Origin of the sequence: Streptomyces sp. NPDC058092 (genome assembly GCF_042884935.1) — a bacterium.
Classification (GTDB): Bacteria; Actinomycetota; Actinomycetes; order Streptomycetales; family Streptomycetaceae; genus Streptomyces.
In genome coordinates this window covers 143062-167786 of record NZ_JBHVSY010000018.1, presented here as the reverse complement: position 1 = coordinate 167786, position 24725 = coordinate 143062, and the positions used below count along the sequence as shown (strand labels likewise).

General features: G+C 71.1%; 23 protein-coding genes. 11 read left to right on the top strand and 12 right to left on the bottom strand.

Translation table 11 applies throughout. The annotated features are described in order from the left end of the window. Positions 1 to 25 precede the first annotated feature (25 nt). Positions 26 to 652, top strand: a complete 627-nt coding sequence (pdxH, locus tag ACFVV1_RS27360) for a pyridoxamine 5'-phosphate oxidase (protein WP_389994260.1) — start codon at positions 26 to 28, stop codon at positions 650 to 652. Positions 653 to 1161: 509 nt separating this feature from the next. On the opposite strand, the gene ACFVV1_RS27355 is transcribed toward pdxH, so the two are convergent. Genes ACFVV1_RS27355 through ACFVV1_RS27340 form a run of 4 tightly spaced genes read right to left on the bottom strand, consistent with a single transcriptional unit; the run spans position 1162 to position 4779 of the window. Then, positions 1162 to 2397, bottom strand: coding sequence for an ABC transporter permease (locus tag ACFVV1_RS27355; protein ID WP_389994200.1), 1236 nt, complete (start codon positions 2395 to 2397; stop codon positions 1162 to 1164). Beyond that, a complete protein-coding gene (locus ACFVV1_RS27350) occupies positions 2394 to 3176 on the bottom strand; it encodes an ABC transporter ATP-binding protein (RefSeq protein ID WP_389994198.1) in 783 nt (260 codons plus the stop codon). The genes ACFVV1_RS27355 and ACFVV1_RS27350 overlap by 4 nt, the downstream gene beginning before the upstream one ends. Continuing rightward, positions 3173 to 4213 carry a peptidoglycan-binding protein gene (locus tag ACFVV1_RS27345; protein WP_389994195.1) on the bottom strand — a complete coding sequence of 347 codons (1041 nt, stop codon included), beginning with the start codon at positions 4211 to 4213 and terminating at the stop codon, positions 3173 to 3175. The genes ACFVV1_RS27350 and ACFVV1_RS27345 overlap by 4 nt, the downstream gene beginning before the upstream one ends. 14 nt (positions 4214 to 4227) lie before the next feature. Next, positions 4228 to 4779, bottom strand: a complete 552-nt coding sequence (locus ACFVV1_RS27340; RefSeq protein WP_389994192.1) for a hypothetical protein — start codon at positions 4777 to 4779, stop codon at positions 4228 to 4230. Between the two features lie 127 nt (positions 4780 to 4906). Here ACFVV1_RS27340 and ACFVV1_RS27335 point away from each other — a divergent pair, with 127 nt between their 5' ends. Together ACFVV1_RS27335 and ACFVV1_RS27330 are read left to right on the top strand one after the other, a co-directional pair. Next, positions 4907 to 5695, top strand: a complete 789-nt coding sequence (locus tag ACFVV1_RS27335) for a response regulator transcription factor (RefSeq protein WP_389994190.1) — start codon at positions 4907 to 4909, stop codon at positions 5693 to 5695. Further along, positions 5692 to 6876 carry a sensor histidine kinase gene (locus tag ACFVV1_RS27330; protein WP_389994187.1) on the top strand — a complete coding sequence of 395 codons (1185 nt, stop codon included), beginning with the start codon at positions 5692 to 5694 and terminating at the stop codon, positions 6874 to 6876. The genes ACFVV1_RS27335 and ACFVV1_RS27330 overlap by 4 nt, the downstream gene beginning before the upstream one ends. A 25-nt stretch (positions 6877 to 6901) precedes the next feature. Here ACFVV1_RS27330 and ACFVV1_RS27325 read toward each other — a convergent pair whose 3' ends face one another. Then, positions 6902 to 7657: an SIS domain-containing protein gene (locus ACFVV1_RS27325; RefSeq protein ID WP_389994184.1), complete on the bottom strand. Its 756-nt coding sequence runs from the start codon at positions 7655 to 7657 to the stop codon at positions 6902 to 6904. 210 nt (positions 7658 to 7867) lie between these two features. Here ACFVV1_RS27325 and ACFVV1_RS27320 point away from each other — a divergent pair, with 210 nt between their 5' ends. Both ACFVV1_RS27320 and ACFVV1_RS27315 read left to right on the top strand, forming a co-directional pair. Next, on the top strand, positions 7868 to 8560 hold the full coding sequence (locus ACFVV1_RS27320; protein WP_266747775.1) for a metal-dependent transcriptional regulator: 693 nt from the start codon (positions 7868 to 7870) through the stop codon (positions 8558 to 8560). Positions 8561 to 9215: 655 nt separating this feature from the next. Continuing rightward, entirely contained in the window at positions 9216 to 10109 is an 894-nt protein-coding gene (locus ACFVV1_RS27315) for an alpha/beta fold hydrolase (RefSeq protein WP_389994257.1), read from the top strand. 53 nt (positions 10110 to 10162) lie between these two features. On the opposite strand, the gene ACFVV1_RS27310 is transcribed toward ACFVV1_RS27315, so the two are convergent. From ACFVV1_RS27310 to ACFVV1_RS27300, 3 genes are all read right to left on the bottom strand, one after another. Further along, on the bottom strand, positions 10163 to 11815 hold the full coding sequence (locus ACFVV1_RS27310; RefSeq protein WP_389994181.1) for a transporter: 1653 nt from the start codon (positions 11813 to 11815) through the stop codon (positions 10163 to 10165). Continuing rightward, the gene (locus ACFVV1_RS27305; RefSeq protein ID WP_389994178.1) at positions 11812 to 12651 is read right to left on the bottom strand and encodes an ABC transporter ATP-binding protein; all 840 of its coding nucleotides are present in this window, start codon (positions 12649 to 12651) and stop codon (positions 11812 to 11814) included. The genes ACFVV1_RS27310 and ACFVV1_RS27305 overlap by 4 nt, the downstream gene beginning before the upstream one ends. Before the next feature lie 101 nt (positions 12652 to 12752). Then, positions 12753 to 13415, bottom strand: coding sequence for a bifunctional DNA primase/polymerase (locus ACFVV1_RS27300; protein ID WP_389994175.1), 663 nt, complete (start codon positions 13413 to 13415; stop codon positions 12753 to 12755). Between the two features lie 359 nt (positions 13416 to 13774). Between ACFVV1_RS27300 and ACFVV1_RS27295 the strand changes: the two genes are divergently transcribed. Further along, positions 13775 to 15157 (top strand): transcriptional regulator, encoded by a 1383-nt coding sequence (locus tag ACFVV1_RS27295; RefSeq protein WP_389994173.1) that lies wholly within the window; start codon positions 13775 to 13777, stop codon positions 15155 to 15157. A gap of 175 nt (positions 15158 to 15332) precedes the next feature. After that, the gene (locus ACFVV1_RS27290) at positions 15333 to 16817 is read left to right on the top strand and encodes a hypothetical protein (protein WP_389994170.1); all 1485 of its coding nucleotides are present in this window, start codon (positions 15333 to 15335) and stop codon (positions 16815 to 16817) included. 57 nt (positions 16818 to 16874) lie between these two features. Here the strand turns inward: ACFVV1_RS27290 and ACFVV1_RS27285 are convergent, their stop codons facing one another. Beyond that, entirely contained in the window at positions 16875 to 18164 is a 1290-nt protein-coding gene (locus tag ACFVV1_RS27285; RefSeq protein WP_389994167.1) for an ABC transporter substrate-binding protein, read from the bottom strand. A gap of 174 nt (positions 18165 to 18338) precedes the next feature. Here ACFVV1_RS27285 and ACFVV1_RS27280 point away from each other — a divergent pair, with 174 nt between their 5' ends. The 4 genes from ACFVV1_RS27280 (at position 18339) to ACFVV1_RS27265 (ending at position 21925) form a co-directional block, all read left to right on the top strand. Next, positions 18339 to 18785 (top strand): hypothetical protein, encoded by a 447-nt coding sequence (locus ACFVV1_RS27280; RefSeq protein ID WP_389994254.1) that lies wholly within the window; start codon positions 18339 to 18341, stop codon positions 18783 to 18785. A 28-nt stretch (positions 18786 to 18813) separates the two neighbouring features. After that, positions 18814 to 19692 carry a formyltetrahydrofolate deformylase gene (gene purU / locus ACFVV1_RS27275; protein WP_389994164.1) on the top strand — a complete coding sequence of 293 codons (879 nt, stop codon included), beginning with the start codon at positions 18814 to 18816 and terminating at the stop codon, positions 19690 to 19692. Between the two features lie 335 nt (positions 19693 to 20027). After that, complete coding sequence (locus ACFVV1_RS27270) at positions 20028 to 20486, top strand: RidA family protein (protein WP_389994162.1); 459 nt, start codon at positions 20028 to 20030, stop codon at positions 20484 to 20486. Positions 20487 to 20560: 74 nt separating this feature from the next. Next, positions 20561 to 21925 carry an aminotransferase class V-fold PLP-dependent enzyme gene (locus ACFVV1_RS27265; RefSeq protein ID WP_389994160.1) on the top strand — a complete coding sequence of 455 codons (1365 nt, stop codon included), beginning with the start codon at positions 20561 to 20563 and terminating at the stop codon, positions 21923 to 21925. 93 nt (positions 21926 to 22018) lie between these two features. Here the strand turns inward: ACFVV1_RS27265 and ACFVV1_RS27260 are convergent, their stop codons facing one another. The 3 genes from ACFVV1_RS27260 to ACFVV1_RS27250 are packed head-to-tail and all read right to left on the bottom strand — an operon-like array spanning position 22019 to position 24497. Beyond that, entirely contained in the window at positions 22019 to 22279 is a 261-nt protein-coding gene (locus ACFVV1_RS27260; protein ID WP_389994157.1) for a hypothetical protein, read from the bottom strand. Next, positions 22279 to 22947, bottom strand: a complete 669-nt coding sequence (locus tag ACFVV1_RS27255) for an RNA polymerase sigma factor (protein WP_389994154.1) — start codon at positions 22945 to 22947, stop codon at positions 22279 to 22281. The genes ACFVV1_RS27260 and ACFVV1_RS27255 overlap by 1 nt, the downstream gene beginning before the upstream one ends. Further along, a complete protein-coding gene (locus ACFVV1_RS27250) occupies positions 22944 to 24497 on the bottom strand; it encodes a sodium:solute symporter (RefSeq protein ID WP_389994151.1) in 1554 nt (517 codons plus the stop codon). Before ACFVV1_RS27250 ends, ACFVV1_RS27255 begins: the two co-directional genes overlap by 4 nt. Positions 24498 to 24725: the final 228 nt, after the last annotated feature.

Genomic DNA, 24725 nt, shown 5'->3' with positions numbered 1-24725 from the left:
CGATTCCACCACCGATCCGGCCGCGATGCGCGAGCAGTACCGTTCCGAGGGCTTCACCGAGGACACGCTGGCCGCCGACCCGATCCAGCAGTTCGCCCACTGGTTCCGGCAGGTCGCCGCGGGCGGGGTGCTGTACGAGCCCAACGCCATGGTGGTCTCCACCGCCACCCCCGAGGGCCGCCCGTCCTCACGCACGGTGCTGCTGAAGAAGTACGACGAACGCGGCTTCGTCTTCTTCACCAACTACGAATCCCGTAAGGGCCGCGAACTTGCCGCCAACCCCTACGTCTCGCTGCTCTTCCCCTGGCACCCGATGGCCCGCCAGGTCGTCATCACCGGCAAGGCGTCCCGCGTCGGCCGCGAGGAAACGGTCGCCTACTTCCGCACCCGCCCGCACGGCTCCCAGCTCGGCGCCTGGGCGAGCGCCCAGTCGACGGTGATCGGCTCCCGCGACGAGCTGGTCCGGCGCTACGAGGAACTGGCCGCCCGCTACCCCGAGGGCGAACACATCCCCGCGCCCCCGCACTGGGGCGGCTTCCGTGTCGTCCCCGACACGATCGAGTTCTGGCAGGGCCACGAGAACCGGCTGCACGACCGCCTGAGGTACGTACGCGAGGGCGAGAGCTGGCGCGTCGAGCGCCTGTGCCCGTAGCGAACCGGTGCGGACACGCAGAAACCCGCAGGCTCTGGTCCCTCCTTGCGGAGGAGCCGGCCGGACTTACCGGCGAGCCTGCGGGTCGGTGACTGCTTGGGATTGGCCGATGACCGGCCTGCACTGCAAAGAGCGCGACAACGGGCGTCAGCCCGCAGTCACCTCACGAGTCCGAGAAGAAATCACTTCCGGAACACCTCCTTTCTTCGCTGGCAGCAGCCTAGGAACGGGCGCGGGATGCCACAACCCATTTATTCGGTGACTTTCCGAGCGGGTGACCGTACGCGTATCCGTCGGGGGCGCACGCTGGGCGTGGTGACGTTCTGCGCCCTGCCCGTCGCATGGCTTTCGAACGCCCCGACGCGGCGTACGCGGAGACGGTGGCGGCCGGGTCGCGGGGGCGGTCGACCTGGCGCAGGTGAGGAAGCGGCCGTGGGCGACGCGGTCCGGCCCGGGGTGCGCCGGGCCCCGTCGCGGAGCCCGCCACCACCCCCGGCCGGGGCCCGTCCTCACGCCGCGTGCAGCGCCAGCGTCGGTGAGAGTCGGGACGCCCGCACCGCCGGGTAGAGGCCCGCGATCGTGCCGATCACCAGCGTCGCGCCGAAGCCGCCGCCGACCGCCCACGGCGGCACCACCCAGGGCAGCCCGCCGGAGTACGCGTACACCCCGGTCGCCGCCGCGCCGAGCGCCACGCCCGCCAGGCCGCCGAGGCCGGAGAGCATCAGCGACTCCGTGACGAACTGGATGCGGATCTGGCCCCGGGTCGCGCCGAGCGAGCGGCGCAGCCCGATCTCGTACCGCCGCTCCAACACCGAGATGATCATGGTGTTGGCGACCCCGACGCCGCCGACGAGCAGCGCGATGCCGCCCAGGCCCAGCAGCATGCTGCTGAACGCCCCTTCGGTCGCCGCCTTGGCCTGGAGCGCCGACGACGGGTCGGTGACCTTCACGTTCTGCGGGTTCTGCGGGTCGACCGTCGCCGCCATGACCTTGCGCACGTCCTGCACCGCCGCGTCGGCCGAGCGCTCGTACACCGATGTCGGGTGGCCCTCGAAGCCCAGCAGGCGCTTCGCACCCTCCCAGCCGACCAGTGCGGAGCGTTCGATCTCCGGGGCGAGCGGCAGCGGGGCGAGGATGCCGACCACGGTGAAGTACCGGTCGCCGATCCACACCTGCCGGCCCGGAGCGGTGATGCCGAGACGTTCCGCGGAGACATGGCCGAGCACGACGGAGGGGTAGCGTCCGGTCGCGTCGTTGAGCCAGCCGCCGCTGCGGACCTCGCCGCGCAGCACCCGCAGCAGGTCGCCGGTGGTCGCCTTGACGGTGATCCCGCCCGTATCGTCCTTGTCGATCTTCTCGTTGCGGCGTGCGGTCGCGTCGAGGTCGGCGGTCGCTCCCACCCCCTGGACGCCCTTGATCCGGCCCACCATCCCGACCGCGTCCTCGGGCAGCTCGACGTCCTGTCCGGCGAACATCGAATCGCCGGGGGAGGCCACGAGCAGGTTGGTGCCCAGCTTGTCGAGCTCCCGGAGCAGCTGGGCCTGGCTGGAGGCGGAAATACCCACCACCGAGATCATCGTCGCGATACCGATGGCGATGCCCAGGGCCGAGAGCACGACCCGCATCGGCCGGCTGCGCAGCCCCGCCGAGCCGACGTGCAGCACGTCCCGGGGGCCGAGCCGGGCCGCTTTCAGCCGCCCCCCGCCCCGGCCGTCGGCGTCGCGGTCCGCGCGCCGCGCCCTCACCGGCCCGCTCCCGTCGCGGCGGAGGAGCGGCCGTTTCCGGAGCCGTCGCGCACATCCGCGGAGGGATCGCGTATGCCCGTGGACGGATCGTGTACGTCCGCGGACGGATGGCGTACGTCCGCGACCACCTGGCCGTCCCGGATGCGCACCTCGCGCGGCAGGTCCCGGGCGATCTCGGTGTCGTGCGTGATGACCGCGATGGTGGCGCCCTCCCGGTTGAGCTCGCGCAGCAGCTTCATCACCGCTTCCCCGGACGCCGAGTCGAGCGCCCCGGTCGGTTCGTCGGCCAGCAGCAGCGCGGGTTCCCCCACGACGGCCCGCGCGATGGCGACCCGCTGTTTCTGTCCGCCGGAGAGCTGGTGCGGCTTGTGGTCGAGGCGGTCGGCGAGCCCGACCCGCTCCAGCGCGTCGGCGGCCCTGCGGCGGCGTACGGCCCGGGAGAGGCCCGAGTACAGCAGGCCCTCCGCGACGTTGTCGCGGGCGCTGACGCCCGGCACCAGGTGGAACGCCTGGAAGACGAAGCCGACGTGCTGGGCACGCAGCGCGGAGAGCCTGCGGTCGGAGAGCGCCGCCACGTCGTGCCCCGCGATGTGGACGGATCCGGCGGTGGGGCGGTCCAGGGTGCCGATGATGTGCAGCAGCGTGGACTTGCCGGAGCCGGACGGGCCGACGATGCCGAGGAGTTCGCCCTCCTCGACGGTGAGGTCCACCCCGCGCAGGGCGGCGACCGGGCCCGGGTACTCCTTGGTGATGCCCCTGAGGCCGACGACCGTGTTCATATCTTCGGCACCCCGACCTTCATGCCCTCGCGCAGCCCGCCGCCGGACACCTCGACCCGGCCCTCGGCGAACGTGCCGAGCTCGACCTTCACGTCGCGGACCGTGCCGCCCCGGACGACCTGGAGGCCGAAGCCGCCGCCGGGCAGCGCGAGCAGCGCGTTCACCGGGACGCTGAGGACGTCCTTGTGCAGCTCGCCGGTCAGGTTCACCGTGACCGGCGCCTGGTCGAAGCCGCCGACCTTGTCCGGCTTGTCGAAGGAGACGGTCAGGGTGACCTTGGGGCTGTTGTCCTGCGGGTCCTTGCCGGGCTTCGCCGTCCGGCCGACCGAGGAGACCGACCCGGCCGCGCTGCTGCCGTCCGGCAGCTCGACGGTGACCTTGGTGCCCGCCTTGGCGAGCTGGCTCTCGGCGACGTCGAGCTCGAACGTCACGATGCGCTCGGAGCCGGTCGTGATGAGGACCGGAGCGCCGGGCCGGGCCAGTTCGCCGACGGCCGCCTCGACGCTCTTGATCCGGACCTCCCCCGGGGCGAAGGCGATGTCCTGTGGCCCCACCGTTCCGGTCCGCTTGCTGTCGTGGGACTTCTGCCAGCGCTTGACGGCGGCCGCGGTCAGCTCGGTGTACTCGTCGTCCGGGGTGAAGCCGGTGTAGCCGAGCTCTACGAGATTGCGCTCCAGCTGCTCCACGTCCCGGCCCCGGTCGCCCGGCTTCAGCGTCCGGTACATCGGTCCCGAGCCGTACATCAGCCACACCGCCCGGCCGTCGACCTCGTACAGCCGCTCGTTCCGCTCGACGGTCGAGCCGGTGGACGGGGTCCAGGTCATGGTGCCCGCCGCGCCCGCGTTGACCTTGCGCTGCTTGTCGTAGCCGAGCGTCCCGTCCGCCTGGGCGCTGTCGCGTAGGTCGCCGCGCTCGACCGCGGCGGTGGCCGGGGGCAGCCCGGTGTTCTTCGGGCCGCCCGTCTCCCCGGCGGAGCCGAACTGGGTGAGAGCCAGTGACCCGGCCGCCACGGCGAGCACCGCCGCGGCGGCCACCATGACCCGTCCGCGCCTCACCGCCCGGCGCTTTCGCACGCCGCGTTGGCCTTCTCGAACTTCTTCATGTCCTTCTGCGGCATCGCGGGCGCCTGCGCCATCCCGCCGTCGAACTTCGGGTCGGGCATGTCGATGCCGTTCTTGCGCATGCACCGGGCGAAGGCGAGCATCTTGTCCTTGTCGGCCTGGGTGATCTCCTTGGCCCCGCCGCCGACCGCTTTGTCCTGGCAGGCCTTGAACGCCTTCTCCATCTCCTGCTTGCTCTTGCCGCCGCCATCGATGGTCATTCCGCGGACGTCGTCGCCCGGCTTCGGCTCCGCGACGTTCAGGCCATGCTCCCGCAGGCACTTGCGGTGCTCCAGGGCCTGGTCCTCGTCCGTCTTCTTGGTGTCCGAAGCGGATCCGCCGCTCTTGGTTCCGCTTCCGCTTCCGCTTCCGTTTCCGCTTCCGCCGCCGTCGCCCGAGCAGGCGGTGGCCGACAGGACGACGGCGGCGGCGATCAGGCAGGCGGCGGCGACGCCGCGACTTTGTGCGCGGGAGGTGGTCCGGTGGGAAATGGTCGGGTTCATGAGGGCTCCTCGTCCGTTGCTGACAGGCCGGGTACGAACGGCTTGAGCGTGCGCGAGGACGCGGTTTCGTTTCTCTCAGCCCGGATGTTTACACCGACGAAACATCGCTTTGGGTTACACAGGACCCATGCGTGTGCTGGTGGTGGAGGACGAGGAATTCCTGGCCGGGATGATCGCCGAGGGGCTGCGCCGCGACGCCGTCGCGGTGGACATTGCCACGGACGGCCGGGCAGCGCTGGACCGGCTTCGGTTCGGCGCGTACGACGTGATGATCCTCGACCGCGATCTGCCGGGGCTGCACGGCGACGAGGTGTGCCGTCGCGTCGTCGGTATGCGCCTGCTGACCCGGATCCTGATGCTCACCGCGTCCGGGACGGTACGGGACCGGGTGGCCGGCCTCGGGCTCGGCGCCGACGACTACCTGACCAAGCCGTTCGCGTACGACGAACTCCTCGCCCGGGTCCTGGCGCTCGGCCGCCGTGCCCGCCCCGCTCTCCCGCCGGTCCTGGAACGGGCCGGGCTGACGCTGGACACTGCCCGCCGCCAGGTCTGCCGCGACGGCCGCTACCTCTCGCTCTCCCGCAAGGAGTTCGCCGTGCTGGAGACCCTGCTGCGGGCCGAGGGCGCGGTCGTCAGCGGCGACGACCTGATCGAGGAGGTGTGGGAGGAGGACACCAGCTACCGCACCAACGCGGTCCGGGTCACGTTGTCCAAGCTCCGCGCCAAACTGGGCGCGCCCCCGGTGATCGAGACGGTCCCGGGGGCCGGCTACCGCATCGGGGACGGCCTCGCCGACGGGTCGGGGGACCACGGCCCTGCGACCGGACCGGTGGGCGGCCCCGCGACCGGACCGGTGAACGGGTCGGCGGACCAGCCGGACGACGGCTCCGCGAACCGGCCGGGGGAGGGCCGGTGAGCAGCGAGCGCGCCCGGCTCACCGCGCTGTACGGCGGACTGCTGGTGCTGGCCGGCGCCCTGCTGGTGGGGCTGGTCTACCTGCTGGTCAGCGAGGGCCTCTACGCCAGTGTGCTGACCGCGGTGGCCCCGGCGGTCCCCGCCGGGGCCACCGCCTCCGCCGTCCGGTCGGGCATGGCCACCGCGCCCGCGCTGCCGTCGTCGGACTGGGCGCAGACCGTGGTCATGCAACCCGGGCAGTACGCGGTGGCGCAGAGGGTCAGTACCGCCGCCGGGGACGCCGCGCTCAACCAGCTGCTGACGGTCTCCGGGGTCTCCCTCGCCGTCTACTCGGCGCTCTCCGTCGCGCTCGCCTGGTGGATGGCGGGCCGGGTGCTGCGGCCGGTCGGCGTCATCACCGCCCGCGCCCGCCGGCTCTCCGGCAGCAACCTGCACGAACGCCTCGCGCTGAAGGCCCCGCCCGGCGAGCTCAAGGAACTGGCCGACACCTTCGACGGGATGCTCGACCGGATCGAGGAGCTGGTCGCCGCCCGGCAGCGGTTCGCCGCCAACGCCGCCCACGAGCTGCGCACCCCGCTCGCCGTGCAGCGGGCCGCAGCCGAGATCGGCCTCGCCGACGACCCGCCGCCCGAGAAGGTCGCCTGGATCCGGGACAAGCTCATCGACACCGCCGCCGACAGCGAGCAGCTCATCGAGGGACTGCTGCTCCTCGCGGTCTCCGACGAGGGCCTGCGACGGCGCGAACGGGTCGGCCTGGACGCGACCGCGGCCACGGTGACCGAGGCGCTGGAGGCGGAGGCGAAGGAACGGTCCATCACCGTCGAGGCGGAGGCCCGGCCGCTGTCGGTCGAGGGCGACCCGGTCCTGCTGGACCACCTCGTGCACAACCTGGTCGCCAACGCGCTGCGCCACAACCACCCCGGCGGGACGGTACGGGTCCGGGTGGGGCCGGGCGGTCTGGAGGTCGCCAACACCGGGCCGGTGGTGGATCCGGCGACCGTGCCGCTGCTGTTCGAGCCGTTCCGCCGGGCGCAGGCCCGCCGCCACGCTCCCGGTGAGGGGGCCGGTCTGGGGCTCTCCATCGTGGCGTCGATCGCGAGGGCGCACGGCGGCGAGGCGAGTGCGACGGCGAACCCGGGCGGCGGACTGACGGTCCGGGTCGTGCTGCCGACGTGCCCGTAGCGGGGCGGCCGGCGGCCCGGCGCGATCAGCGCCGGTAGAAGATCCGGTCCCGGTACTCCGTCATGACGCGACCGTTCCACTCGTGGCCGCCGTCGACGTTCCCCGACCGCAGCAGCGGCGGCTCGATCCCGCGCGCCACGAGCTGCTCCACCGCGGCGGCCGTCATCGCCTGCATCACCGCGCTGGTGACCACCGTCGACGCGGGTCCGAACGGTGCCTCGATCCCCTCGGTGGTCAGCTCCGCGTCGCCGATGGAGATCTTGCTGTCGAGCACGATGTCGCAGTGGTCCCGCAGGAAGCCGCCCGAGGTGTGCCGGGACCGGGTGCCGTCCGCGTACGCGACCGAGGTGACGCCGATGACTGTCAGGCCGAGCGCGCGCGCGTTCATCGCCATCTCCACCGGCAGCGCGTTGCGCCCGGAGAGCGAGATGATCACGAGGATGTCGCCCGCCTCGGCGGGGCTGGAGTCGAGGACCGCGCCCGCCAGTCCGTCGACCCGCTCCAGCGCCGAGCCGAGGGTCGCGGGCATGACATCGACGCCGACCGCCCCCGGGACGGCCAGCAGGTTCATCAGGGCGAGTCCGCCCGCCCGGTAGACGACGTCCTGCGCGGCGAGCGAGGAGTGCCCGGCGCCGAAGGCGAAGAGCCGGCCGCCCGCGGCGACCGTGTCGGCGATCGCGGCACCGGCGGCCGCGATGTTGCCGGACTCCTCGTCGCGCACGCGCTCCAGCAGGCCGATCGCTGCATCGAAGAACTGACCGGCCAGCTTGCTGTCGCTCATCGAGGAGGCCCTTTCCGGCGGTGAGAATGGTCCATGGGGTGTCCGTGCCGCCGATCACGTTGCGGTCTGGACCAGTGGCCTGTCAATACCGCCCACGCCGCTCCGCTGCACGGTGTTCGGTCGGCGCGGCACGGTTGTCAGCGGTATGCGTCAGAATTGGGGCAGGGCCAGCGCACGACGTTTTTCCTGTCACAGCATCGAGGGGCACGAATGTCCGGACTGATCGACACCACGGAGATGTATCTCCGCACCATCCTCGAACTCGAAGAGGAAGGCGTGGTCCCCATGCGCGCCCGGATCGCGGAACGGCTGGACCAGAGCGGTCCGACGGTCAGCCAGACGGTGGCGCGCATGGAGCGCGACGGCCTGGTGCAGGTCGCGGGCGACCGCCACCTGGAGCTGACCGGCGAGGGGCGCCGCCTCGCGACCCGCGTCATGCGCAAGCACCGGCTCGCCGAGTGCCTGCTCGTCGACGTGATCGGCCTGGAGTGGGAGCAGGTGCACGCCGAGGCATGCCGCTGGGAGCATGTGATGAGCGAGGCCGTGGAGCGGCGGGTGCTGGAGCTGCTGCGCCACCCGACGGAGTCGCCGTACGGGAACCCGATCCCGGGCCTGGAGGAGCTGGGCGAGAAGGCCGAGGCCGACCCGTTCCTCGACGAGGGCATGGTGAGCCTGTCGGAGCTCGACCCGGGCGCCGAGGGCAAGACCGTGGTCGTGCGCCGGATCGGTGAGCCGATCCAGACGGACGCCCAGCTGATGTACACGCTGCGGCGGGCGGGTGTGCAGCCCGGTTCCGTGGTCAGCGTGACCCAGTCGCCCGGCGGGGTGCTGGTCGGCAGCAGTGGCGAGGCGGCGGAGCTGGACGCCGAGGTCGCCTCGCACGTGTTCGTGGCCAAGCGCTGACGGATTCGTGGCCGAGCGCGACGGACGCTGAAGAGTGGCGTCCGCTTCCCCTTTTTTTCCGTCCGGAACCGCAGCTTTTTCCGTCCGGAACCGCAGCGCTCGGACGGATCGCGTGCCAGGCTGTGGCTGAGGCATACCTGAGAGTGTCGGCCACCTGACCGTGCGGGTCGGGGAGGGAGCAGGCGGATGCGCCCGTGGTACTTGCTCGTTCGGCATGTTCGGTTCGTTCCGTACGTCACGCACGTCCGGGTCACGCACGTCCGGGTCACGCACGTCCGGCGCGCGCACCGGAAGGCGGCTGCCACGCTCCCGGCCGCCCGCGAAGGCGCTTCGGCCCCGGCCGCTCCCCGAACGGCAACAGCAGAGGGCCCCGGCGCCTTGCGGCGCCGGGGCCTGTCCTCCCCTGTTCCGACCCGGAGCCCCGAGCTCTCGAGGTCGGTCCCCACGGGCCCTCATCCCCGAGTGGCCCGCCTCCCGGTGAAGATCTCCCCTCTGTGGCCGGGGTCAATCCTTGGCGCCGGTCACTCGAACGAGGGGTGTTGGATGCCGGAACCCGGTTTTCGAATGAAGGTTCGATAGTCTGCCGTGGCGCGACCACGCGGTGATCGAGTGGGATCAAGCGGTGATCGAGGACCAGAAGGGGGTGCCAGGACATATGGTGCGGCGCATCGATGTGACCGGGACCGGCGGCGTACGCCTCGCGGCCTGGGAGTTCGCCGACCCGCCCAAGGGGCGCACGGAGGGCGAGAGCGCGCCCGGGGTCTTATTGCTCCACGGTTTGATGGGCCGGGCCGCGCACTGGGCCTCGACCACCCGCTGGCTCGCCGAGCGGTACCGCGCCGTCGGCCTCGACCAGCGCGGGCACGGCCGCAGCGAGAAGCCGGCCGAAGGCCCGTACACCCGTGAGGCGTACGTCTCCGACGTCGAGGCGGCGATCGAACAGCTCGGCCTCGCCCCCGTCACCCTCGTCGCACATTCCATGGGAGCGCTCACCGCCTGGCAGCTCGCCGCGAAGCGCCCCGATCTCGTCCGGGCGCTGGTCATCTGCGACATGCGGGCCTCCGCGCTCGGCGCGGCCTCGCAGCGGGAGTGGGAGGACTGGTTCACGTCCTGGCCGGTGCCGTTCGCGACGCTCTCCGACGTACGGAAGTGGTTCGGCGAGGACGACCCCTGGGTGGAGCGGCCCAACCCGGCCCGCGGCGAGTTCTTCGCCGAGGTGATGGCCGAGCGGGCCGATGGCTGGCGCCCCGTCTTCTCCCGCCGCCAGATGCTCCAGTCCCGCGCGACCTGGGTGTTCGACGCGCACTGGGAGGAGCTGGCACAGGTCCGGTGCCCGACCCTGGTGCTCCGCGGCCTCGACGGCGAACTGGGCCGGGCGGAGGCCCAGGAGATGGTCCGCGTACTGCCGCGCGGGCAGTACGCGGAGGTGGCCGACGCCGGTCACCTCGTCCACTACGACCAGCCGGAGGGCTGGCGCGCGGCGGTCGAACCCTTCCTGGAACAGTTCACCGAGGACCCGCAGGAGGACCGCGAGCCCGTATCCCCATAAGCGACCGCGAGCCCGTATCCCCGTACGAGGGGCACGGGTCCTACCCGCCTCCCTCAGCCCTTGCTGACCGCCATCAGGATCTCCGGGAGCCGGTTCGCCGTGCGGGGAGCGGCGAGCCGTAGCCCCGCCCAGGCGATCAGCGCCCCATACCCGGCCCCCGCGGGCAGCAGCAGCCACAGCCACTGATCCGGACCGGCGACGCGCAGCCAGATCGTCACCGCGATCACCGGCGCGCAGAGCACCGCCGCCGAGACCATGCCGCCGAAGATCGAGATCCAGGCGAGCCCGGCCTGCCCCGGTGCCACGTTCTTGAACGCCCCGTCCTGCGGGATCGAGTACGGGAAGGCCGCCGACGCCACCGCCCCCGTCGCCAGCATCGCGCCCAGCAGGGCGAGCGACAGGCCCATGACCCCCGGCAGTGCGCCCCAGTCGCCGAGCACCGCGGCCGTCGCCACCGTCACCAGGACCGTGTACGGCAGTGTGATCAGCAGCAACGCCAGTGCCCGCGCGCGCAGTTCGAGGTACGCGTCCCGGGTGGAGGAGATCGTCAGCGTCACCATCCAGAACGCGGAGGTGTCCTGCCCGAACTGGTTGTACATCTGCATGCCGAGCATCCCGGCGGCGAAGCAGGCGAAGTAGAGCGAACCGGTGCCCTGCAACGCGTTGAGCATCGGCATGATCAGCCCGATCGCCAGCGCCGTGACCCAGGAGGCCTTGGTCTTCGGGTCGCGTGCGATGTACCGCAGGCTGCGCTCCAGCACCGGCCCCGTACGCCCCGCGGGCAGCAGCGCGGCGAGCCCGGAGCCGCTCCTGCCGGACTTCTCACGGCCCGGTCCGGCGGCGGCGAGGGTCGAGCCGTCCGGGGCCGTCATCAGCTTCACCAGGCTCCGCTGCCACAGCCACAACAGCGCGAACAGCGCCGCCACGGACAGCAGCAGCTGTACGGCGGCCTGCCCGTACGAGCCCCGCGACGCCGAGTCCACCGCCCCGATCGCCGAGGCGGGCGGCAGCCAGCGCACCACGTCCGCGGCCGGTTCGAGCGCGGAGAGGCCGCCCGCCTGTCCCAGCCGCTGCGCACCGAAGTTGACGACCTGGAAGCCCACCGCGATCACGAGCCCGCTGAGCACCGCGAGATCGCGGCCCTTGCGTGAGGTCAGCAGCCGGGTGTTGGCCGTGGCCACGGCCCGCGTCAGCGCCACGCACAGCAGAAGTGTGAGCGGCGCGGCCACCACGGCGAACACCGCACCCGCCGCCCCGTGCGCCACCGCGAACACCGAACCGGCCGCCAGGCAGAGCGTGAACAGCGGACCGATCCCGACGAGCGACGCCGCCAGCAGCGCCGCGATCAGCGGGCGCGGCCGCAACGGCAGCATCACCAGACGGCTCGGGTCGAGGGTCTCGTCACCGCTGGGGAAGAACAGCGGCATCACGGTCCAGCCGACCGCCAGCACCCCGGCCAGCAGGACGACGAGGGAACCGGCATGGGCGTGCCCGTGCAGCGCGATCAGCCCGATCAGCTGGCCCGCCGCGATCAGCAGGGTGAAGACGACGGAGGTGATGTACGCGGCCCGGCGGCCCGTCGACTGCCGCAGCCCGTTGCGCAGCAGGGTCAGTTTGAGCCGTACGAAGACGGGGACGAGCCCCTCGCCGCCGCGCGTGGTGTCCCGGCCGGGAGCGGCGCCCGCGGGGGTGTCGAGCACGCTCATCGGTCGCCGCCCAGCCAGTCCAGGGATTCGCCGGTGGTCCGGGAGCCCGCGCCGACGAGTTCGAGGAAGGCGTTCTGCAGCGAGGACGCCTCGCCGCGCACCTGGGCCAGGGTGCCCTGGGCCCGGATCGTGCCGGCGGCCATGACGGCCACCCAGTCGCAGAGGGACTCCACGAGCTCCATCACATGGCTGGAGAAGACGACGGTCGCCCCGGAGCGGGTGTACCGCTCAAGAACCTCGCGGATGGTCTGCGCCGACACCGGGTCGACGCCCTCGAACGGCTCGTCCAGGAAGAGCACTTCGGGGTTGTGCAGCAGCGCCGCCGCGAGCCCGATCTTCTTCCGCATGCCGGTCGAGTAGTCGACGACCAGCTTGTGCTGGGCGCCCGCCAGGTCGAGCACGTCGAGCAGCTGGGTGGCGCGCTTGTCGACTTCGGCACCCGGCAGCCCGCGCAATCGGCCGGTGTACGCGAGGAGTTCGCGTCCCGAGAGCCGTTCGAAGAGCCGCAGCCCCTCCGGGAGCACACCGATCCTGGACTTCACCTCGACCGGGTCGCGCCACACATCATGGCCGCCGACCTCGATCAGCCCCTGGTCGGGGCGGAGCAGTCCGGTGACCATCGACAGCGTGGTGGTCTTGCCCGCGCCGTTGGGCCCCACCAGACCGATGAACTTGCCCGCGGGCAGCTCCAGATCGATCCCGGCGACCGCGGTCTGCTCCCCGAACCGCTTCCACAACCCCTGCACGCGAACGGCGGGCGGCGCCGTCCGCGCGTCGCCCGCCTCTTCCGCTGCCCCCGTCTGTGCCGCCTTGTCCGTCTCTGTCCCGTCTTGCATGATGTGTGCTGCCTTTCGGTGTCCCCGTGTATGGGGGCCACCCTACGAAAGGGCACCTCATGAGGGGCGCCTCCCGAAAGGGCGCTCTACGAAAGGGCGCTCTACGAAAGGCGCGCTCGCGCCTCGGCCGCTTCCCGCGCGCAGGCGTAGGCGAGCGGGCTGATGAGCTCCTTGGCGTCCGGCAGCCACCGGTTGGCGTGGGTGGGCCGGCGGGCCCACTGCACCGCCCCGCGCCCGCCGACCCGGGTCGGCGGCCCCGTCAGGTAGTGGCCGTCACCGCGGCCGACGAGGTCGATCGAGGCGGCCCGCCAGCCCAGCTCCCGTACGAGGTCGTCCACCTTGGCCGCCGCGCCCGGCAGGACGAAGAAGTACATCCGCCGGTCGGGGGTGCGGGTGACGGGCCCGAGTGGCAGTTCCATCCGCTCCATCCGGGCCAGCGCCAGGAACCCGGCGGACTCCGGTACGTCGATCGCGTCGAAGGTGCGGCCGGTGGGCAACAGGATCGACGCCCCCGGGTGCCTGGACCACATCCGGCGGGCCGCGGCGCCGCTGCCGGTCGCCTGGCCCGCCCAGTCGGGTCCGGCCGGATGGGCGCCGGGGGAGGCGCAGCCGGCGTCGCCGCAGGAGCATCGCTCGGCCCCCTCCGCGGCCTCCAGCCAGGTGCCGGGGCACACGTCCCAGTGCCGTTCCTCCGCGTACCGCACGGCGGCGTCGAGCAGTTGCTCGCCCCGCTGCCGGGGGACCTGCGCGGTTTCAGTGATCATGATGGGTTCTTCGACTCCGATGGGCTCTTCCACGCACAACACAACTACCGCCACCACCCGGGGTTACGGGCGTGGCGAGTGCGGTCACGGCGTACCGATCCGGCATACGGGGCGCACGGATGCATGGGCGGGGGCGCGCGTGAGGCGGTGCCGGGCCGGGCGGGTAGCCACTTACGGGCACCTCCGGAACGGTCGGCCTCTGTCATATGCCGACACGTATGACGCACGTATGCCGAACGTATGCCGACACGAATGACAAGGAACACGACGGACGTGACGATCACGATGAATGTGCGCATTTTCCGTGCAATTGCCGGGCATTGATCCGCTCATCGATCACTGCGGCCTCAGGGGGAAACATGGCAGCCAGGCCTCTCGTCGCCCGCCAGCCGAACGAACGGCTCCAGGCGCTCATTCAGGAAGCCGGATGCTCCAACGCCGGCCTCGCCCGCCGCGTCAACATGGTCGGCGCGGAACGCGGACTCGACCTGCGGTACGACAAGACCTCCGTGGCCCGTTGGCTGCGTGGACAGCAACCGCGCGGCAGGGCACCGGGAATCATCGCCGAGGCGCTCGGCCGCAAGCTCGGCCGCACGGTCACGATCGACGAGATCGGCATGGCCAACGGCAAGAATCTGGCGTCCGGCGTCGGCCTGCAGTTCGCCCCGACCGTGATCGGCGCGATCGAGCAGGTCTGTGAGCTGTGGCGCAGCGATGTCGGCCGCCGCGACTTCCTGTCCGGTTCGACGGTCGCCTCCTCGGCGCTGGTAGAACCCAGCCGCGACTGGCTGATCACCGGCGCCGACCCGCAGGTGGCACGGTCCGCCGGGGCCCGCGTCGGGATGTCGGACGTGGCGGCGGTACGGGCGATGACGGCCGCGCTCGTCGACCTCGACCACCGGTTCGGCAGCGGACATGTGCGGCCGGTCCTGGTGCACTACCTGAACAGCGTGGTCTCCGGGCTGGTCTCGGGGGCGTACCGCGAATCGGTCGGCCGGCAGCTGTTCGCGGCGGTCGCCCGGCTCACCGAACTCGGCGGGTACATGGCGGTCGACACGGGTCAGCCGGGTCTCGCGCAGCGCTACTACATCCAGGCGCTGCGCCTGGCGCAGGCGGCGGGCGACCGGGCGTACGGCGGTTACGTCCTGGCCGCGTCGATGAGCCATCTCGCCGCGCAGCTCGGCAATCCGCGCGAGATCGCCCAGCTGGCGCGCGCCGCGCAGGAGGGCGCGCGCGGGCGGGTCACCCCGAGGGCGGAGGCGATGTTCTACGCGGCGGAGGCGCGCGGACACGCGCTGCTCGGCGACGCCCGCACCTGCCAGGCGGTGACGGGCCGGGCGCTGACGGCCATGGAGCACGCCGAACCGGACACCGGGGACGACCCCGGCTGGATCGCCCACTTCGACCACGCCTACCTCGCCGACGAGCTGGCACACTGCCACCGCGACCTCGGCCAGGCGGAGGCGGCCGCACGCCGGGCGAAGGAGTCCCTGGACGGCCACCCGGAGTCCCGGACCCGCCGCCGCGGCATCGGCCTGGTGCTCCTCGCCACGGCCCAGGTCCAGCTGCGCGAGGTGGAGCAGGCCTGCCACACGGGTACGCGGGCGATGGAGCTGCTGGGGTCGGTGCGCTCCAGCCGGGGAGCGGAGTATCTGGACGATCTGCAGCAGCGGCTGTTGCCCTACGGGGACGAGCCGGCGGTGCGGGAGTTCGGCTCGCGGCTGGAGCTCCAGGCGGCGTGACGGGGAGGCCGGACCGGAGGATCGCGTCCGGGTGCCCCCTTAACTGCGTCTTGAGGGCGCTGGGTGTTACAGCTCGTGTGAAGGGGTCGTGAGTGACCACACGCACTTGGCGAACGGCGGCAGCCACCCGATAGCGTGGGCCGACGATTCCGTAGGTTGACACGTAGGAGTCCCGGTGACGCAGAGCGGACAGGGTGACGAGCAGCAGCTCCCTGCTGTACGGCCCGCGCACGAAGGTGTCGTGCTGCCCGCGGGTGGCGGTGAGCCCTGGATACCAGGGGGGCCTGCGGATCAGGCCGCCCCGGCGGGCGGCCAGCCGTGGGGGCAGCCCTGGGGGCCGCAGGCGGCGCACCAGAACGCCGTGCCGCAGCCACAGGGGCCGTACGGGCAGGGCGGCGATCAGTACGGGCAGCCGGCGCAGGCGTACGGACAGCCGCCGCAGGCGTACGGGCAGCCGGCGCAGGCGTACGGACAGCCTCAGGCCGCCCAGCCGTTGCCCCCCGCACAGCCTCAGCAGCACCAACAGCCCCACCAGCCCCAGCAGCCGTACGCGCAGCCGTTGCCGCCCGAGGCCGTGCCCGGAATGAGTATGGGCAGGGACGCGGATGCCACGCAGTACATCGCGCCGGTGCCCCCCGGACCTGCGCCGGGCGGGCTGCCGCCGGAGAGCCCCGCCGAGGCCACCCAGTTCCTCCCCCACGGAGCCCCGCAGGCACAGGCGTATCAGCAGCAGCCGCCCGCGCACGGGGGCGACGCCGAAGCGACCCAGTACATCCCGCCCGTCCCCGGCGGCGCCCCGTACGGCATCAGGCCCGGAGGCCCCGGCGACCGGCAGCCGCCCGCCGAGTTCGACAACCTCTTCCGCAACGAGGAGTCCGCGGGCGCCACCCAGCAGATGCCCCAGTTCGACCCCGGACAGCAGCGCCAGGGGGCCTACCAGCCCCCGCAGGCGCCCCACGCGCCGCAGGCCCCGCAGCCGCAGTACCAGCCCGTGGACGACGGGCCGCAGGGGCGGGCCGGGCAGCGCAAGAGACCGGCGCACGTCACGCTCATCGCGGCGGTCGTCGTCGGCTGCGCGGTCGTCGGCCTCGGCGCGGGTGCGCTGATGAGCGGCGGCGACGACAAGGGCAAGGACAACAAGCAGCCGGTGGCGGCCGCGAGTTCGCCCGCCGGCGAGCCCTCCACGCAGGCCGCGGCCGATCCGGCGAAGCCGCAGGCCGAGGCGCTCGACAAGCTCCTGGCGGACAGCAACAACAGCCGGGCCGCGGTCATCGGGGCCGTCGAGAAGACCAAGAACTGCACGGACCTGGACCAGGCCGCGACCGATCTGAAGGGCGCCGCCCAGCAGCGCCGTGATCTGGTGACCCGGCTCCAGGGGCTGAGCGTCGACAAGCTGCCGGACCACGACCGGCTCACCGTCTCCCTCACCAAGGCCTGGCAGGCGTCCGCCGCCGCCGACGAGCACTACGCCGCGTGGGCCGGCCAGGCCAAGGACGGCAAGAAGGTCTGCAAGCACGGCAAGGCCCGGACGACCAGCGAGTTCCAGCAGGCCACCGTGCAGAGCGGTGAGGCGAGCAAGGCGAAGCGGGAGGCGTCGGGGTTGTGGAACTCGATCGCGTCGAAGTACGGGCTGACCCGGCGAGCGGCGACCGAGCTCTGAGGATCAGGCCCCCGGGCGGTCCGGAAGCGGGGTGCCGGGGGCGCGACCCCCGCCACCTCACCCCTTCGCGCTCGCGTCCGACAGCGTCCTCGTGACGTCCACGAAGCCCTTCTTGTCCGCGACGAGCCGCCCGTCCCGTACCGCCTGAAACGTCACCTTGGTGTTCACGACGCGCGGGTACGCGGACGAGCCGAGCATGTCCTCGAAGCGCCAGCGCAGCTCCGGCGTGAGGCCGCCGGTGTCGACCGGGGTGCCGTGGTTGAGCGCGGAGGCGAGTTTCCGGGCGGTGATCCGCGGGGCGTCGATCGCCTTCACGAGCTCGTTCAGCGCGGTGTACGCGATCCATGTGGTCTGGACGCCCGTGTCGGCCGGGTCGATCCGGTTGTCGCCGAAGGCGTGCTTACGGATCACCTCCCGCATCCGGTCCCAGCGGGCGTCGCCCGAGTCCGGGTACCAGCCGGTGACGTACGCCCCCTCGAACGGGCTGTTGCGGCCGCCGGTGCTGTCGATCAGCGGCTGCCCGACGCTGCCGAGGACGGACGAGACCCGTACGTTCCCGTACGACGGTTCGAGCCGCCGGAAGGAGTCGAAGAACGTCTCCGTACGGTCCCCGAGCACGGCCGTCACACAGCCGCCCTGCGCCCCCGCGGCTCGGAGCGCCCGCCCGGCGGCCTGGTCGTACGAGGTCGCCGACTCCGCCGCCCGGATGTCGACGGGCTCGGGCCGGCCGGCGTCGGTGAGACCGGTGCTGAGGAGCCAGGCCTGGCCGTCGCCGCCCAGGGTGTCGGGCCGCACCACGGACACCCGCTCGCAACCGCGGGCGAGCTGCCGGGCGTTGCCCGCGAGGAGCGCCGCCTGGCCGCCGTTGACGGGGTAGGAGGCGTAGCTGCTGAACTCCTCCTCGGAGGCCCCGTAACCGCCGATGTAGGGGATTCCGGCGGTCTCCAGCGGTGGCATGAACGACGACCCGTGCCGGCTGTACGAGCCGACGACCGCCACCGCCTTCTCCTTGACGGCCAGCCGGGCGCAGTTCCCCGCGCCGGTCGAGGTGTCCGACTCGTCACAGGTGACGACGCGCAGCCGGTGACCGGCGAGCCCGCCGTTGCTGTTGACCCAGCGGGCGTACGTACGCGCCATGGCGGTCATGCCCGACATGTTCACCGTGTTGACCGTGTCCGGCTTCGCCGCGCCGCCGGGGGCCCATGTCACCACGGTGAGGGGCTCCCTGGAGTCCCCCGAGGCCCCAGGGAGCACACCGCAGCCGGTGACCAGCAAGGCCCCGACCGCCGCCGCACTCGTGAGGAACGTGTAGGGGCGGTGTGAGGTGGGGCGTCGCCGTCCGGTCATGGGAATGAACACTTCCGCCCGCGGGGTAACGCCGCAGTGTGCTCCGTGCAACGCTCGGTGACATCCGGGTGAATTGCGGGGGCCTGTGCGGGGAGCCGGAAAGGGAACGTACGATCGACAACCGTGCAGCAAGGTTCGGAGAACACTTCCCGTCGCGGCCGTCGCTCCTCCACCATGGGCGGCATGCCGTTGAATGACATGCCCTGGTGGCGCTGGCGCAGCAACGTGCGCTCGGCGCTGCACATGCTCTCCGACCCCGTCTTCCACCACGAGTGCTGGCTGGCCGGCCGGGAAGGGTACGGCGACGTCACCGACGCCGTGTACCGCCTGGTCGAGGACACCTGGCTGGACAACTGGTCCGCCGAGAAGTACATCGGGACGATCTTCCGCGATACCGACGAGTCCGCCCTCGTCGACGTCGCCGTGCTCCGGGTGCTGCGCATCATGCACCAGGTCGGCGCGGACGCCCCCGTCTCGGGGTATCTGGAGCACCACGGCTGGCCGGAGGCCGTACGGGCCGCCCGCGAGGCCCATGTGCTGCTCGCCACCAACGACGGAGAGGACCCGGACACCCCGCCGCGCTCCCTGGACGTGCTCCGCATCCTGACCAGGTCGGCCTGATACCGGCCCGATATGGCACGCTACGGGCATGACCGCGCCGAAGCCTGCTGAAACCACACCGGAGCAGTACGTCCTCACCCTCTCCTGCCCGGACAAAAAGGGCATCGTGCACGCCGTGTCGAGCTATCTCTTCATGACCGGCTGCAACATCGAGGACAGTCAGCAGTTCGGCGACCACGACACGGGCCTGTTCTTCATGCGGGTCCACTTCTCGGCGGACAGCCCGGTGACCGTGGAGAAGCTGCGGGCCAGCTTCGCCGCGATCGGCGACTCCTTCCGGATGGACTGGCAGATCCACCGTTCCTCGGAGCGGATGCGGGTCGTGCTGATGGTCAGCAGGTTCGGCCACTGCCTCAACGACCTGCTGTTCCGCTCGCGGATCGGGGCGCTGCCGATCGAGATCGCCGCCGTCGTCTCGAACCACACGGACTTCGCCGAGCTCGTCGGCTCCTACGACGTCCCCTTCCGGCACATCCCGGTGACCAAGGAGACCAAGGCCGCCGCGGAGGCGGAGCTGCTGGAGCTGGTCCGCGAGGAGAACGTCGAGCTGGTCGTCCTCGCCCGCTACATGCAGGTCCTCTCCGACGATCTGTGCAAGCAGCTGAGCGGCCGGATCATCAACATCCACCACTCCTTCCTGCCGAGCTTCAAGGGCGCGAAGCCGTACCACCAGGCGCACGCCCGCGGGGTGAAGCTGATCGGTGCGACGGCGCACTATGTGACGGCCGACCTCGACGAGGGGCCGATCATCGAGCAGGAGGTCGCGCGGGTGGGCCACGGCGTCACCCCGGACCAGCTGGTCGCCATCGGCCGCGATGTGGAGTGCCAGGCACTCGCGCGGGCGGTGAAGTGGCACGCGGAACACCGCATTCTGCTCAACGGCCGCCGTACGGTGATCTTCGCGTAGTGCCGTGACGGGGCGGCCTGACCAAGAGGGCTGCTGAAGCTCTCTCCGCGCGCTTACGCGCGTTCGAGGTTCCGACCCCGCCGAAATCGTTCGGCGTGCACGCAGGTCGGGCCCGTGGCCGTCACGCATCGCCACGGCAGTGGTCCCGAGTCGCACTCGTTCCGCACCACCTGTGACCCAGGTCACTTTGTCGATCCGGTAAACCCTCGCGCCCCGTCCTGCAACCAATGGGGCGACACGCTTCGAAGGCAGATGTGTTGACGAGCGGGAGGACACGGATGAAGACGTCGTACCAGCCCCATCCACGCGGCAGTCGCCGCATGTTCCGAAGGTCGGTGCCTGCGCTTGCCGCCGCGGCGGCCCTGGTCATAGGCCTGGGGGGTTCATCGGCAGTGGCCGAGCCCGGGCCTCGGCACCGGGTGGTTTCCACCCCGGACGCGCCCGCGGCGATCGGGCCCTACTCGCAGGGAATCTCCGCCGGGAACCTCATGTTCGTCTCGGGTCAGCTCCCGATCGACCCGAAGACCGGCTCACTTTCCGCCGACGCATCCATCGAGGAGCAGACGCGCCAGGTGCTGCGCAATGTCGAGGCGGTACTGAAGGCGAGTGGCATGTCGCTGACGAACGTGGTCAGCACCACCGTCTACGTCGCCGATCTCGACGACTTCGCCCGCTTCAACTCCGCATACGCCGAATACTTCGGCTCCACCGCGCCGCCCGCCCGGGCAACCGTCGAGGTTGCGCGCGTGCCGCGCGACGCAAAGGTCGAGATCTCTGCCATCGCCGTCCGATGAGACACAGCTGAAGGGACATGGCAATGCCGAAACTGCACACAGGCACAGCATCCGGGGTCTCCCGGCGGGGATTCGTGGGGTTCTTGGGAGCGGGAGCGGCGACGGTCGGCATCGGCGGGGTGGCTGCCGCGCCGCTCGCGCACGCAGCCGCGCCGCCCGCGGGCTCCGCTGCGCTTCCGCCGACGTCGTCTCCGAACTACTGGAGCGCGGTGGAGCGCCTGTTCATGCTGGACAAGAAGGTGCTCTTCATGAACGTGGGCACCGTCGGCTCACCCCCGCGCGAGGTTGTCGACACCGTCGATCGTGTCCACCGCGAGGTGGCAGTCGGCGCCGTCTCGGCCTACAGCAACTTCGCCGACGTGCGTGCCGTGGCGGCCCGTGGGTACGGGTGTGATCCCGACGAACTCGTGATCTCCCACAACACCAGTGACGGAATGTCGAAGATCCTGGCGGGCCTCGCCCTCAAGGAGGGCGACGAGATCCTCACCACGAATCACGAGCACTCCGGTGGGAACGTGCCGATGGCTATGGCACGCGACCGTCACGGCGTGGTGATCAAGCGGGTGGCACTTCCGGTCGGCAACGAGCAACGAGCCGAAGACTACGTGGAGTTGTTCCGCCGGGCGATCACCTCGCGCACCAAGGTGCTGGCCTTCTCCGCCCCCACCTACAAGACCGGCACCATGCTGCCGATCCACATGCTGGCCAAGCTCGCGCAGGACCACGGTCTGATCAGCGTGGTGGACGGTGCGCACATACCCGGCATGATGGCGTACAACTTCCATGAGCTCGGTGTGGACTTCCTCGCCGGGTCGGCCGCGAAGTGGCAGTGCGGGCCCGGTGGCACAGGCATCCTCTACATCCGCAACAAGCTGCTGCCGCGCTACAACCCCAACCCGCTGCCGGAGTTCTGGCCGGTGGTGTCGAGTGGCTATCCGACCGAGGGCGGTCTGCCGCCCCGTTCGAACGGCCCCACGGAGAGCTACGACATCGCGTCGGGCCTGCAGACCGTCGGCAACAGCAGCCTGGCGATCATGGCCGGCGTGCGCAACGTCTGCGAGGTGTGGGACCGCATCGGCCGGAACAGGATTCAGGACCACGTCCTGGGCCTGTCGGGCTATCTCAAGGAGCTCATCGTCGAGCGATGGGGAGCGAAGTCCCTGTACTCACCGAAGGACGACCCCCGGCTGGTCTGCGCTCTCACCTCCTTCGCGCCGTTCCGTGCCGCCGGTGATGTCCATGACGTGAAGAAGACGGCGACTCTGGTGGCGAGGCTCAAGGATGAGTACGGGATCGTGATTCGCACCAGCGACTTCCCGGTGGTCGGCTCTGCCAAGCCACATCAGGCGGTGCGCGTGTCCACGCACCTGTTCCACCAGAAGGAGGATGTGGAACGCGTCGTCGACGCGCTGTGGGCGCTGTCGGGCGACATGTCCTGAGGTGGTTCGGCGACGAGTGCCTGAGTCGTGAACCGGCACGGGGCCGCGGAGGCAACTCCGCGGCCCCGTGCTCTGTGTTCAGGCGCCCGCCCCTCAGGGCTGGACGATCACGTCGATCCGTTCGTGGCGCGGCGGCCGGTCGGGTTCGGCGAAGGAATGCAGGGCCCAGAGACCGACCACGTCGGCGACGGCCACGATCACCAGCGCGAGCACCAGCATGATGAGCCGCCGTCGCCGGTCCCGCCGCTGCCATTCCGAACGGGCGTTGGCATAGGCGTCGGGCGACGGCACCACCGTCGAAGCCAGCGAGTCGAGGGTGTTGCGCAGCCGGGTCTCGGGGTCGTCCACACTCATCAGTGGTTCTCCATGGCCCGCGACAGTGCGTGCATCCCGCGGGAGATGTGCGATTTCACCGCGCCCTTACTGATGCCCATCGCCTCGGCGATCTCCCGTTCCTTGAGGTCCATCCAGTAACGGAGCACCAATGCTTCACGCTGCCGGGCGGGCAGGTTCTTCAGCGCGTCGACGACCTGCCGCTGGTCTTCATGCATCAGCGCGGTGGACTCGGCGGAGGCGATGTCGGACACCTCCACGTCGGCATGGCGCCGAGATACCTGCAGGCGCCGTATCCGCATCCGTACGAGGTTGCACACCACAGAACGAAGGTACGCGGGTGCGGCCTCCGGCGCACGGAGTCGATACCAGCGGTGGTGCAACGCGCAGAAGGCCTCGGCGACCACGTCCTCGGCCTCCTGCTCGGCGCCCAGCAGGACGGCCAGGCGCACCAGTTGAGCATGACGACTGTCGAACAGCCTGATCAGCGCGGCCTCCCGCTCGACGTCCCGCAGATCGACGCCGGGTTCGGTATCGGCGGGCATCGGCAGTGCCGCGCTCGTCGGGACAGAGGCGCGCACGCTGCTCGTAGCACTCGCGATGCCGGCCGCGGACCCGGCGCGGCTCGCATCGCTCTCGGTATCCGTGGCGAGATGGGTGCGGCGCCAGGGCTTGTCGGTGTGTCTCATGACGTCACCCCGCTCTTGCGCGCGGAGGAGGCCGGTTTGAGCACTCCGGTCAGGCCGCGCGGCACGCCCAGCCGGTCCAGCAGCGGGCTGGCCAGTGCGACGACGGCGAGGTTGGCCGTGAGCCCGACCACGCCTGCATAGACCTGCACCTGTACCGGGCCGAAAGCGATCTGTACCAGCGACGAGTAGCCGCCCGCGTTCACCAGGACGGTGCCGAGGACCATGCCCAACAGCCACCCGGCGAGCAGGGAGAGCCGATGCGGTGTCCGGTGCAGCAACCCCAGTGCGATCGTCGGCAGGATCTGCAACACCCATACCGCTCCGAGCAGGTGAAGATTGATGGCGGCCTGATTACGCAGCCCGAGCGCGAAGACGAGCGCGCCCACCTTGACGACCAGCGACATCAGGCGGGCCATCCGGGTCACTTGGGCCGCTGTTGCCGTGGGGTTGACGAATTCCAGATAGACGTTCCGTGCGAACAGGGTGGCCGCGCCGATGGACATCACGGCGGCGGGCACGAGTGCCGCCACGACGAGGGCGCCCAGCAGCAGCCCGGCCGCCCACCCCGGCGCGAGGTCGAGCACGAGCCGGGGTATCACCAGTTCGGAGCGGCCGGGCGGTGGCTCGACGCCGGAGGCGAGTGCCGCGATGCCGAAAAGGGCGAACAGACCGAGCATCGTTGTCCAGCCGAGGAGAGTGGCCGACGACCTCCGAAGGACGTTGGTCGTGCGGGCGGAGAATGCCACCAGCAGGACATGGGGAAAAGCGAACAGCGCGAGCGCCGACCCGAGGGCCAAGGAGACGTAGGTCGGTGCCAGGGCAGGATCGGGCACGAGGGTGGAGACGCCGTCGCGCTCCACAAGCACCGCGTCGGCGCGGGCGAACAGGGATGCCGGCGTCCCGAGTTCGGAGAGGACGAGAAGGCCGATGGCGATCGTGGAGCCCACGACGAGAACGGCCTTCAGGACCGCGACCAGGGTCGGTGCACGCAGCCCGTACCGGTAGGTGGAGACGGCCAGTACCGCAAAGACGGCCGTCAGCGCGGCATCGCCCAGGACTCCGTCAGAACTCAGCCCCAGGACGGTGAGCACAGCCCGTAGACCGAGCAGTTGCAGCGCGATGTACGGCATCGTGGCGAAGATTCCGGTGAGTGACACGGCAAGAGCGAGCAGCGGTGATCCGTACCGCTCACGTACGAAGTCGGCGACCGTGATGTGGCCGTGTGCTCGGGCCGCCGACGCCAGCCGCGGCAGCAGCACGAACGCGATCGCGCAGATGATCACCGTGTAGGGCAGCGCGTAGAATCCGATGCCGCCCGAGGTGAAGACGGCGCCCGGCACGGCGGTGAACGTGTACGCGGTGTAGATGGTGCCACCGAGCAGGCACCAGATGAGGCCTCCGCCCTGTCGGCGGTCGGCCAATGCCCAGTCCTCGAGGTCCGCCCTGACAGCGGTGCCGCCGCCCGGGCCGAAGCGGGAACCCTTCAGTGCGATCGCCGAGGCCACCAGTACGACGACCGCACAGGTGATCACAGGGGCGAGGTTGCTCATGAATCCTCCAAGCTCGTTCGTGGCCTGAAGTCCGGCTCGCGGCCCATCGATCTCCACCAACGAAGTGACAGCGGAACGCCGTCGGTGGTGGAAACCAGCCACGTTGCGGTAAACCCTCGCGGGGCCACACGCAACTACACGGACGCAGAACCCATGCCGGGAGGCCGTCGTGAGGCCGAACAAGTCACCAACAAGGGGAAGGAAAGCCCTGGTAGTCGAGGAGTGAAC